This window comes from Limibacillus sp. (genome assembly GCA_037379885.1).
In the GTDB taxonomy this organism is placed as follows: domain Bacteria; phylum Pseudomonadota; class Alphaproteobacteria; order Kiloniellales; family CECT-8803; genus JARRJC01.
The window spans coordinates 1-11,047 of record JARRJC010000073.1 but is presented as its reverse complement, the minus strand read 5'-3'; the positions used below and the strand labels follow the sequence as shown (position 1 = coordinate 11,047).

The 11,047-nt window shown below is 66.1% G+C and carries 13 protein-coding genes; 6 read left to right on the top strand and 7 right to left on the bottom strand.

Annotated features, from left to right (window positions below; translation table 11 throughout):
• Nucleotides 1-212 (bottom strand): hypothetical protein (locus P8X75_13990; protein ID MEJ1996294.1); only part of this gene is annotated, 212 nt, incomplete at its 3' end.
• Between the two features lie 119 nt (nt 213-331).
• Here P8X75_13990 and apaG point away from each other — a divergent pair.
• The 4 genes from apaG to argE all read left to right on the top strand — a co-directional run bounded on the left by apaG (nt 332) and on the right by argE (nt 4,294).
• Complete coding sequence (gene apaG / locus P8X75_13985) at nt 332-724, top strand: Co2+/Mg2+ efflux protein ApaG (GenBank protein ID MEJ1996293.1); 393 nt, start codon at nt 332-334, stop codon at nt 722-724.
• A 205-nt stretch (nt 725-929) separates the two neighbouring features.
• Entirely contained in the window at nt 930-1,505 is a 576-nt protein-coding gene (folE, locus tag P8X75_13980; protein ID MEJ1996292.1) for a GTP cyclohydrolase I FolE, read from the top strand.
• Nucleotides 1,506-1,620: 115 nt separating this feature from the next.
• The gene (locus P8X75_13975; GenBank protein ID MEJ1996291.1) at nt 1,621-3,069 is read left to right on the top strand and encodes a TrkH family potassium uptake protein; all 1,449 of its coding nucleotides are present in this window, start codon (nt 1,621-1,623) and stop codon (nt 3,067-3,069) included.
• Nucleotides 3,070-3,103: 34 nt separating this feature from the next.
• Nucleotides 3,104-4,294 carry an acetylornithine deacetylase gene (gene argE, locus P8X75_13970; protein ID MEJ1996290.1) on the top strand — a complete coding sequence of 397 codons (1,191 nt, stop codon included), beginning with the start codon at nt 3,104-3,106 and terminating at the stop codon, nt 4,292-4,294.
• Nucleotides 4,295-4,323: 29 nt separating this feature from the next.
• Here argE and P8X75_13965 read toward each other — a convergent pair whose 3' ends face one another.
• The 6 genes from P8X75_13965 to P8X75_13940 all read right to left on the bottom strand — a co-directional run bounded on the left by P8X75_13965 (nt 4,324) and on the right by P8X75_13940 (nt 9,799).
• Nucleotides 4,324-4,914 (bottom strand): hypothetical protein, encoded by a 591-nt coding sequence (locus P8X75_13965; GenBank protein MEJ1996289.1) that lies wholly within the window; start codon nt 4,912-4,914, stop codon nt 4,324-4,326.
• Nucleotides 4,915-4,986: 72 nt separating this feature from the next.
• Nucleotides 4,987-5,952, bottom strand: coding sequence for an Hsp33 family molecular chaperone HslO (locus P8X75_13960; protein ID MEJ1996288.1), 966 nt, complete (start codon nt 5,950-5,952; stop codon nt 4,987-4,989).
• The gene (argF, locus tag P8X75_13955) at nt 5,940-6,806 is read right to left on the bottom strand and encodes an ornithine carbamoyltransferase (protein MEJ1996287.1); all 867 of its coding nucleotides are present in this window, start codon (nt 6,804-6,806) and stop codon (nt 5,940-5,942) included. Before argF ends, P8X75_13960 begins: the two co-directional genes overlap by 13 nt.
• Nucleotides 6,807-6,809: 3 nt before the next feature.
• Nucleotides 6,810-7,988 carry an aspartate aminotransferase family protein gene (locus P8X75_13950; GenBank protein MEJ1996286.1) on the bottom strand — a complete coding sequence of 393 codons (1,179 nt, stop codon included), beginning with the start codon at nt 7,986-7,988 and terminating at the stop codon, nt 6,810-6,812.
• A 152-nt stretch (nt 7,989-8,140) separates the two neighbouring features.
• On the bottom strand, nt 8,141-8,974 hold the full coding sequence (locus tag P8X75_13945) for an ABC transporter permease (GenBank protein MEJ1996285.1): 834 nt from the start codon (nt 8,972-8,974) through the stop codon (nt 8,141-8,143).
• Nucleotides 8,975-8,989: 15 nt separating this feature from the next.
• A complete protein-coding gene (locus P8X75_13940; protein ID MEJ1996284.1) occupies nt 8,990-9,799 on the bottom strand; it encodes an ABC transporter permease in 810 nt (269 codons plus the stop codon).
• Nucleotides 9,800-9,927: 128 nt separating this feature from the next.
• Here P8X75_13940 and P8X75_13935 point away from each other — a divergent pair, with 128 nt between their 5' ends.
• Together P8X75_13935 and P8X75_13930 are read left to right on the top strand one after the other, a co-directional pair.
• Nucleotides 9,928-10,530: a RecX family transcriptional regulator gene (locus P8X75_13935; GenBank protein ID MEJ1996283.1), complete on the top strand. Its 603-nt coding sequence runs from the start codon at nt 9,928-9,930 to the stop codon at nt 10,528-10,530.
• A 68-nt stretch (nt 10,531-10,598) separates the two neighbouring features.
• A partial coding sequence (locus tag P8X75_13930) for a glutathione peroxidase (protein ID MEJ1996282.1) occupies nt 10,599-11,047 on the top strand: 449 nt, incomplete at its 3' end.

The window sequence follows — 11,047 nt, the reverse complement described above, 5'->3', positions numbered from 1 at the left end:
ATGCGCAGGTCTCCGGACTGAAAGCGCTGCCGAAGCTCGTCGCGCGACAGGTCGCTTTTCAAAACGGAATAGCCTGTTCCGTTTTCGCCCATGATGGCGGCAAGCGCCTCGGTCGGCTGAAGCGTGGCCACGATCCGGTCCTCGTGATCGACGAGCTTCTGGAGCCCCGGCAGGACATCTGCCTTCACGTCGAAGTAACGCTTCTGATCCACGCGGCTGATCTCCGCCAGCGAAGGGACCGGCGTGCGGGTTTTTGCGTGCTTGCCCCTTTCCCGCGGCCACCTAAATAATTCTGTAGCGTTCTTTAGGAAAAACCGGCGAGTCCGAGCTTTTGTACAGCAAGACCACAGACAGCATCCGCGTCACCGTGCGCCCGCACTATCTGGAGGATCAGTCGGCTCCGGACGAGGACCACTACGTCTGGGCCTATCAGGTTCACATCGAGAACATGGGCGACGACACGGTGCAGCTCTTGAACCGCTATTGGCACATCACCGACGCCACCGGGCGGGTGCAGGAGGTGGCTGGACCCGGGGTGGTGGGCGAACAGCCGACACTGCCGCCGGGCGAAGCCTTCCAGTACACCAGCGGCTGCCCTTTGAGCACGCCTTCGGGCATCATGGTGGGGCACTACGAGATGACGGACCGCGCCGGGCGCAGATTCGAAGTCGCGATTCCGGCTTTCTCCCTGGACAGCCCGCACCAGCCCGTCAAACTGAATTGAAGGTCTCTCTTGCCCGGAAGGCCGGAACGCGAAAGAGTCCGATTGACGCAGAGGGCAGATGCCCTATCTACCGACGTTCCGGCGCGACAACACAATCCAAGGACCCGATGACGTGACCAGCAGCATCAAACCCATCTCAGGCCTTGAGGTCTCCAAAGCGGACACGAACACCCCCAAGGTGGAGCGCCCCAGCCGCGAGGAAGCCATGGACGCGGTCCGAACCATGATCCGCTGGGCCGGCGACGATCCCAGCCGGGAAGGCCTGCTTGGCACGCCGGACCGCGTGGTCCGCGCCTACGAGGAGTTCTTCGGCGGCTACGACGTGGATCCGGTCGAGCTCTTGCAGCGCACCTTCGAGGAGATCGAGGGGTATGACGAGATGGTGTTGCTGCGCGACATCCGCTTTGAGTCCCATTGCGAGCATCATCTGGCGCCGATCATCGGCCGGGCGCACGTCGCCTACATGCCCGACCGCCGGGTGGTCGGCATCTCCAAGCTGGCGCGGGTCGTGGAGGCCTACGCCAAGCGCATGCAGATCCAGGAAAAGATGACCGCCCAGATCGCCAAGACCATCCAGGAGGTGCTGCAGCCCAAGGGCGTGGCCGTGGTGATCGAGGCCGCGCACCAGTGCATGACCACCCGAGGGGTCCACAAAGCCGGTGTGACCATGGTGACCAGCACGATGCTGGGGCTGTTCCGCTCCAACGCCTCGACCCGCCGCGAGTTCCTATCGCTGGTCGGCAACCCAGGACAGGGAACGAACCTGGGCGCGATCAGCTGACCGGCGCGCCGCGGCACCCGATCGCGCCGTCTTTCTCATTTTGCTTGAGCCACCGCACCGCCTTCTGGTGCTATGATCCCATCATGCTGGAAAGCGGGGACAGGATAGGCGCGGAATGGATCTAAGACCCGTCGTCTTCGTGCTGGGGATCCTTCTGGCGATCCTGGCCTTCGCCATGACGCTTCCGGCGGTGGTCGACGCCGCCTATGGGAACAGGGACTGGCAGGTCTTCGTCACGGCCTCCGCCGTGACGCTCTTCTTCGGCGTCGCCATGATGCTGACGACGAGGGCGAGCCTTAACTCCTTTTCCCTGCGCCAAGCCTTTCTGATGACGGCGCTGGCTTGGCTGGTGATTGCGGCCTTCGGCGCGTTGCCCTTCGCCTTTTCTCAACTCGACCTCTCGATCACCGACGCCTTCTTTGAGTCCATGTCGGGCATCACCACCACCGGCTCCACGGTGATCGTCGGGCTGGACGCAGCGCCGCCGGGCATCCTGCTGTGGCGCGCGATCCTGCAGTGGCTGGGTGGGATCGGCATCATTGTCATGGCGCTGTCCGTGCTGCCCATCCTGCAGGTCGGCGGCATGCAGATCTTCAAGGTGGAGGCCTTTGATACCTCCGAGAAGGTGCTGCCGCGAGCCGCCCAGATGGCGGGCGAAATCGCCATCGTCTATGCCGGCCTGACGGTCTTCACCGCGATCCTGCTCTGGTTTTCCGGGGTCGGCGGTTTCGACGCCGTGGCGCATGCCATGACCTCCATCTCCACCGGCGGTTTCTCCACGCATGACGCCTCGGTCGGCCACTTCGACGCGGCGACCACCCAGTGGGTCCTGATCCTGACGATGATCCTGGGCTCCATGCCCTTCGTGCTTTATCTGCGCGTCCTGCGCGGCGACGTGACGAGCCTGGCGCGCGACGGACAGGTGCGCTGGATGATGGCGATCCTGCTGGTCGGCAGCCTGCTGGCGACATACTGGCTGCTGAAGCACGAGCATCATCCGAACCTGCATGAATCGGTGCGGCACAGCGTCTTCAACGTGGTCTCCATCATGACCGGGACGGGCTACGCCTCTTCCGATTTCGGCGAGTGGGGCGGATTCGGCGCAGCGCTGCTTTTCGTGCTGATGTTCGTCGGCGGCTGCGCGGGCTCGACCACCTGCGGCATCAAGATCTTCCGCTTTCAGGTGATCTACGCCGAGGCCAAGAGCCAGCTCAGAAAGCTGATCCAGCCGAACGGGGTCTTCATCCCCTACTACGCCGGAAAGCCGATCCCCGAGGGCGTCGCGCAGTCGGTGATGGGCTTCTTCTTCCTCTATGGCGTGGCCTTCGCCGTGCTGGCGGTCTGTCTCGGACTGCTCGGGCTGGACTTCACCACCGCCATTTCCGGCGCCGCCACGGCCATCTCGAACGTCGGCCCGGGCCTCGGCGAGATCATCGGCGCCACCGGCACCTTCAAGCCGCTGCCGGACGGCGCCAAGTGGCTGCTCTCCGCCGGTATGCTGCTGGGACGCCTGGAGCTCTTCACCGTTCTGGTGCTCTTCCTGCCCGCGTTCTGGCGCGCCTGACCCCCCTCAATCTGACCGGAAGGCTTACACCGCCATGACCACAGCCGCGCCCTCTGCCATCGCCCCCCGCGAGATGATCGACCGCCTGATCGCCTTCGACACCACCTCGGCCAAGTCGAACCTGGCCCTGATCGAGTTCGTGGAGGGCTATCTGGCCGATCTCGGCGTGGAAACCCACCGCTTCGAGAATGCCGAGGGCACCAAGGCCAACCTCTTCGCCACGCTCGGGCCCGAGCGACCCGGCGGCGTGGTGCTGTCCGGCCATTCGGACGTGGTGCCGGTGGCCGGGCAGGCCTGGGACAGCGACCCCTTCCAGGTGACGGAGGCCGAGGGCAAGCTCTTCGGGCGCGGGACCTGCGACATGAAGTCCTTCATCGCGATCGCCCTTGCGCTCGCGCCGCGCTTCCTGGAAGCGCCGCTGAAGCGTCCGGTGCAGCTTGCCATTTCCTATGACGAGGAAGTCGGCTGTCAGGGCGTTGGTTCGATGATCGAAGGCCTGGACAAGGTCGCCCCGCGCCCGCGCATCGTGCTGGTGGGCGAGCCGACCTCCATGAAGGTGGTGAACGCGCACAAGGGCATCTCGGCCTTCAAGACCCGGATCACGGGGCGCGAGGCCCACTCCAGCCTGCCCAACATCGGCGCCAGCGCCAGCATGGCGGCGGCCCGCTTCGGCGCGCTCCTGGCGGAGATCGCGGAGGAGAAGCGCGACGGCGCCTCGCCCGACTGCCCCTTCACGCCGCCCTACACCACCTTCAACCTGGGCATGATACAGAGCGGCACGGCGGTCAACATCATCCCAAACGCCGCCGAGTTGATGTGGGAGTTCCGCCTGCTGCCCGGCGACGACCCCGGCGCCATTTTGAAGCGCATCGAGGAAGGCGTGGAAGAGCGCATCCTGCCGGAGCTGCGCCGCGCCTTCCCGGAGGCCGATGTGGTGACCGAGCGGATCGCGAACGCGCCGCCTCTGCGCCCCGAGGAAGGCGGTCCGGCAGAGGAACTGGCCCGCCGCCTCAGCGGCCATAACGCCTGCGAATGCGTTTCCTACGCTACCGAGGGCGGGATGTTCCAGGACGCCGGATACTCGGTCGTGATCTGCGGTCCGGGCTCCATCGAGCAGGCCCACAAGCCCAACGAGTTCATCGCGCTGGATCAGGTCGCGGCCTGCGAAACCTTCCTGCTGAAGCTGAAGGACTGGCTCTCCAGCGAGGCTGCCGACGCCCTCTGAGCCTCGAAGCCTCCAAGGAACCGCCTTGCCTAGGGGACCAGGTAATCGGAGAGGTGGCGGTTGATCTGGCTCTCCATCTCCCGGTCCATGTTGACCAGCAGGGCCTGCACCATGTCGAAGAGCGCCTCTTCGCGCTCGTTGAGGGTCATGCCCTGCGGCAACTCGGTGGTCTGACGCGCCTGAGCCTCAACCCGGCCCACGGTGACGCCGGAGCCGTTGGTGATGGTGAGAGAGGCGATCAAAGTGCCCTGGAAGCGGCGGGCGGCCGAGGAGCTGAAGAAGCTGAAGGTGCCCTTGCCGGCGGGCAGGTCGGTCTGGAGGATCGAGCCTTCGGAGATGGTCAGGGTCGCGCGTCCGCCGCTGCCCGCGGCCAGAAGCCGCCGCTGCGCCCAGTTCCGCATCTCCTGGGAGGGGGTGCGCGGCGCCTGACGCTCGGCGTTGGGCGGCTCGACCCGGTCGCGGTAGCTCTGCTCGACCACGATCTCGCCGACCAGGAGCTTGATCTTCGGCTTGTGCGCCCAGCTCTGTTCGGGAAAGGCGTTGCCGGGCGGCGGGGTGGAACAGGCCGCGAGGAGGACCGCCGCGGCCAAAAGCACGGGAATGCTCTTCAGAGACAGCATGGATCGAGCAACCTCCCCCAAAAGGTTTCTCCTTAATCCCGGCGTCATCGAGGCGTCTGTCGGGCCACCCGCTCAGTTGCGGGTCTGACCCTTTGCCTTGATCTCGGCCAGATCGACATCGTCGAAATGGTACGCGGTGCGGCAAAATTCGCAAACCACTTCCACGCGCCCATCGTCCAGCTTCAAGTCCTCAAGGTCGCCATCGGGGATCGAGTTGAGGACGCTCTCCACCCGCTCGCGCGAACAGCGGCAGCCAAAGCCGAGGCGCCGGCCCGGAAAGACCCGAACGCCGTCCTCGTGATAGAGGCGGTAGAGCAGCTCGTTGGGCGTCAGCTCGGGCGAGAGGAGCTCCTCCTCCTTCGTGGTCGACATGAGGGTCAGGGCGTGGAGCCAGCCCTCCTCGCGCTCGCTCTCCTTCTCCAGCCCCTGCTCCCTGGCCTCTTCCGGCGGCATCTGCTGGAGGATGATGGCCCCGGCGCGCCAGCTGCCCGCCTCGTTCTTGCCGGCGGCGGCGGAAAGCGCGGTCGAAAGCTGCTCGGACTGCCGGAAATAGTACTGGACGGAGTCGGAGAGGCGCGCGCCGCGCAGCTCCACGATGCCCTGGTAGCGCTCCGTGTTGGGTCCCTGATCGACCGTGAAGGCGATGTAGCCCTTGCCGAGAAGCTGGCCCAGGTCCTGGCGCTCCTGCTCGCCTTCGAAGGCCTCGGCCTTGTAGTCGGCATAGCCGCGCAGATGCCCCTCCGCGGTCATGTCGGCGACCATCAGGGAGATGGGCCCGTCGCCCTTGGTCTGGAGCGTGAAGACGCCCTCGAGCTTCAGGAGCGAGCCCAGCGCCGCCGTCAGCGCCAGCATCTCGGCCAGCAGCGCTGCGACCGGCGCGGGATAGGGGTGGCGCGAGAGGATCTCCTCCACCGCGTCGCCGAGCTGGACCAGCCGCCCGCGAACGCCGGCGGTCTCCACCATGAAGGGTTTGATCTGGTCGGCCTGACCGTTGGGCGGTGTTTCTCCGTTGCTTGCAGTATCGCTTAGGTAAGACACCAGTTCAGAATACCTTTCTGTGCGTGCAGTCTGTTCTCCGCCTCGTCCCAGACCTTGGAGGCCGGGCTGTCCATCACCTCGGCCGAGACTTCCTTGCCGCGGTAGGCGGGCAGGCAGTGCAGGAAGATCGCACCCTCCCTCGCCATTTCCATGACCTTGTGATCGACCTGATAGGGGGCCAGCAGCTTCATGCGGCGCTCGCTGTCGCCGACGTCGTCACCCATGGAGACCCAGGTGTCGGTGACCACGCAGTCGGCGCCCGCCACGGCCTGCTGCACCTGATCGCTGACATGGATGCTCGCCCCCTCGCCGCGCGCCCAGTTGACCGCGTCGGAGGGCGGGCGCAGCCGGTCGGGGCAGGCCAGGCGCAGCTCGAACCCGAAGCGGGCCGCCGCCTGCAACCAGGAAACCGCCATGTTGTTGCCGTCGCCGCACCAGGCCACGACGCGGCCTTCGATGGACCCCAGGTGCTCCTCGAAGGTCATGATGTCCGCCATGATCTGGCAGGGGTGCGTGCGGTCCGTCAGGCCGTTGATGACCGGGATGGTCGCGAACTCGGCCAGCTCCAGCAGCTTCTCCTCGCGCGTGGTGCGGATCATCACCGCATCCACGTAGCGCGAAAGAACGCGGGCTGTGTCCGCGATGGTCTCGCCACGGCCCAACTGGCTGCCCGAGGGCTCCAGCACCACGGGATGCCCGCCGAGCTGCGTGATCCCGACCTCGAAGGAGACCCGCGTGCGGGTCGAGGGCTTCTCGGGGTTGCCCGCCTTGAAGGCCTTGCCGTCCTCCAAAATGCGCCGCAGCGTCGCCCCGTCCAGCCGGTCGATGTCCAGGAAGTGCTTGATCTCAGACACGGTTCAGGCCTCCTCGGCGGCGGCGGCGCAGGCAGCCTCCAGGGTATCCAGCGCCTCGTCGATGTGCCCCTCGTTGATGATCAGCGGCGGCAGAAGACGGATCACGTTCTCCGCCGCGCCGACGGTCAGCATGTGGCGCTCTCGCAGCGCCGCGATCAGGTCGGTGTTGGGGACATGGCACTTCAGGCCCAGCATGAGGCCCGCGCCGCGCACCTCGGCCAGCACCTTGGGATGGCGGTCCACCAGATCGGTCAGCCGCGCCCAGAGACGGCGGGAGACCTTATCCACGCCCTCCAGGAAGCCGGGGCCTTCGAGCACGTCCAGGACGGCGTTGCCCACGGCCATGGCGAGCGGATTGCCGCCATAGGTGGAGCCGTGCGTGCCCGCGGTCATGCCGACCGCCGCCTTCTCGCTGGCCAGGCAGGCGCCCAGCGGAAAGCCGCCGCCGATGCCCTTGGCGACAGCCATGACGTCAGGCGTCACGCCCGCCCACTCATGGGCGAAGAGCTTGCCGGTGCGGCCCATGCCGCACTGCACCTCGTCGAAGAAGAGCAGCAGGCCGAACTCGTCGCAGACCTCGCGCAGCGCGCGCAGGTAGTCGAGCTGGGCGGGACGGATGCCGCCTTCGCCCTGCACCGGTTCGACCAGGATCGCCGCCGTCTCGTCGTCGATCTCCGCGCGCAGCTCGTTGAGGTTGCCGAAGGCGACCTGCTTGAAGCCAGGGACCGCGGGCAAGAAGCCCTTCATGTACTTCTCGTTGCCCGCCGCGGAGATGGTGGTCAGCGTACGGCCATGGAAGGCGCCGTTGCAGGCGATGATCTTGTAGCGGTTCGGATTGCCGGTGTCGTCGTGGTACTTGCGCACCAGCTTGATGCCGCACTCCATCGCTTCCGCGCCGGAGTTGGTGAAGAAGACCGTGTCGGCGAAGGTCGCCTCGACCAGCCGCTCGGCCAAGCGTTCGCCCTCGGGAATCCGGAAGAGGTTGGAGGTGTGCCAGAGTCGTCGCCCCTGTTCCTCCAGCGCCGCCACGAGATGGGGATGGCTGTGACCCAGGCAGGTCACGGCGATGCCGCTGGCAAAGTCCAGGTAGCGCTCGCCCTCGCTGGTGAAGAGGTACGCGCCTTCGCCCCGCTCAAAAGCAAGGTCGAGCCGCGCGTAGGTCGGCATGATGGCCGGAATCATCTGGCCTGACTCCTTCGTTATCCGGGGGTAACCGGGTTTGCCGCGCTTGGCCACGCGGAAGAGGCGGAACTTTTGCGAAACGCCGGGGTGCTGTCAAGGAAGGGAATCCCTTGAGCAGCCTTGCGAAATCCGCGCAGCTCCGCTGGATAGGGCTAGCTGCGGAGCTTGTAACCGCGTGCAAAGAGGCGCGAGACCAGAAGCGCCAGCAGCAGATTGCAAACCAGCAGGTATCCAGCCCCCAGCAGAAGATCGGTCTCCGCCCGCCCGATCAGGCCGTAGCGCATCCCGTCGATCACGTAGTAGGCCGGGTTGAACCGCAAGGGCGCCTGCCAGCTTTCCGGCACGGAGGTAAGCGGGAAGAAGGCGCCCGAAAGCATGCCGAGCGGCAGGATGAGGAAGGTCTCGACCGCCGAATAGCGGTCCCACTTCTCCGCCCAGAGGCCCGCCACCACGCCCAGAAGCGCAAAGAGCATGCAGCCCATGACCGCGAAATAGAGGACCGCCAAGGGCTGGTCATAGGTCAATCCCGCAAAGGGCGTCACGATGGCGAGGCTGCAAAGCCCCAGGAACAGGCCGTTGAAGGCGGCGCTGCCGACATAGCCCAGCGTCACCTCCAGCGGCGTTAAGGGGGCCATCATCACGTCCTGGATCATGCCCTCCAGCTTGTCGAACAGCACCGGAAAGGCGCCCTGTTCAAAGGCTGTGTGGGTCATGGAGAAGGCGATGATGCCAGGGGCGACGAAGGTCAGCGGCGGGAAGCTTCCGGCCAGCAGGACATCGGCCTTGTAGGCCACCACGAAGACGGCCAGGAACAGCCCCTGGGAGGCGATGGGCCCCGCGACCGAAGACAGCGGCATCTTGAAAAAGCGGGTCAGGCCGCGCAGCAGAAGGGTCCAGAGGCCCCGGCGGTTGACCGCGCCGAAGAGACGCGGGCCCAGACCGGGTTCAGTTGCGGCGCGCGCGGTGGAGGGATGCTGGTCCGGCACCGCGCGCCTCCCCGCTCAGGCTTTCAGCCGCCAGCCGGTCTTGACCGCCCGGTAGCAGGCCAGCGCCAGCGCGCCGTTGATCGCCAGCAGAACCAGAGCGCCCAGCAGCGGATCGCCGTCCGCCCGGTCGATGAAGCCATAGCGCAGGCCGTCGATCATGTAGAAGAAGGGATTGATGTGGGCGACCTCGTACCAGACCCCCGGCAGCCGCTCGATCGAATAGAAGGTGCCGGAAAGGAAGGCAAAGGGCATGATCACGAAGTTGGTCAGCGCCGCGATATGGTCGAACTTGTCGGCCCAGATGCCGCCCAGCATGCCGATCAGCGACAGCATCAGGGAGGCCATGAAGGCGAAATAGAGCGCTGCGAGCGGATGGGGCAGCGACAGCGGCACGAAGACCCACATGGCCAGCGCCACCGAACAGCCGACCAAGAGGCCCCGCGTCACGCCGCCCATGACATAGCCCATGGTCATCTCAAGCGGCGAGAGCGGCGGCATCAGCACATCGACGATGTTGCCCTGCACCTTGGAGATCAGGATCGAAGAGGAGGTGTTGGCAAAGGCGTTCTGCACCATCGCCATCATCATCAGGCCGGGCGCCAGGAAGAGATCGTAGGGAACGTCGCCCGGCGCACGGGCGCGCCCGCCCAGCGCCAGGGTGAAGATCGCCAGGAACAGCAGCGTGGTGATCATGGGCGCGACGATGGTCTGGGTCGCGACGTTCAAGAAGCGCCTGACCTCCTTCACGTAGAGCGTCCAGAATCCGCGCCAGTTGACCGCGCCGAAGATGCGCGGCCCCGGATGACTGTTGGAGGGTGCCGTCATGCGGTTCCACTTAAGCCCCCGGGCGCCGAAAAGCAAGCTGAAGCCCTGGCGGCCCGCACCGGCCCGGGCGTCGAATAGCAAGCTGAAGCCCTGGCGACCCGCATCGGCCCCGTGCCATGATTCCCGTCATGGAACAGCGAGCAGAGCGTAAAGAGCGGAAGAAGCCGCGCGGGCCCAAGAAGGTCACCGAGAAATACCTGGAGCGCGTCGCGCTCTGGTACCTGGACCGCTGGGGCGGCGCTTCGGGGCGTCTGCGCCGCCTGCTGCTGCGCCGCGTGCAGGACAGCGAGCGGGTCCACGGCACAGACCCCGAAGAAGGGCGGCGCTGGATCGAAGCGCTGATCCTCCGCTTGCAGGAAGCGGGCGTCCTGAACGACCGCCTGGTGGCGGAGAGCCGGGCGCGCAGCCACTTCGCCAAGGGTCAGGCGCTCTCCGCCGTGGCCCGCAAACTGCGCCAGGACGGCCTGGGCGACGAGGATATAGAGGCCGCGATCGACCTTCTGGTAGAAGAGCGCCCGGCGCCCAACCTGGAGGCGGCGGCCAACTACGCCAGGCGGCGCAGGCTCGGCCCCTACCGGGCGGAGACCGAGCGGGAAGCCCGGCGCGAGCGCGATCTGGCCGCCCTGGCGCGGCGCGGCTTCGACTATCAGACCGCGCGCTGCGTGATCGAGGCGGAAAGCGTCGAGGCTCTCGAGGACCTGTTGGAGGAGGCCCGCGAAGCCGGCCTTTGACCTGCGCGCGGGACGGGCTAGATCTTTGACTGAAGCTTTTGGTACGGCATGATTCAGGAGATCAGACCATGCGCCGCATCCTAACGGCGGTTTTGGCCCTGTTGATGATGGGAGGGCTCACGATGAACGAGGCAGCAGCCACTTCGGCTCACGATTTCAGCTTCACCGCCATCGAGGGCGGCGACCTGCCCATGAAGTCCTACGCGGGCAAGCCCGTGCTTCTGGTGAACGTCGCCTCGGAGTGCGGCTTCACGCCCCAGTACGAGAACCTCCAGGCGGTCTGGGAGCAGTACCGCGACAAGGGCCTGATCGTCCTCGGCGTGCCCTCCAACGACTTCGGCGGGCAGGAACCCGGCAGCGAGCAGGAGATCCTTCAATTCTGCGAGGTGCGCTTCGGCGTCAACTTCCCCATGACCGGCAAGGAGCATGTGGTGGGCGCAAAAGCGCACCCTCTCTACCGCTGGATTTCTCAGACGCTGGGCGAGGCTGGGGAGCCGCGCTGGAACTTCCACAAGTA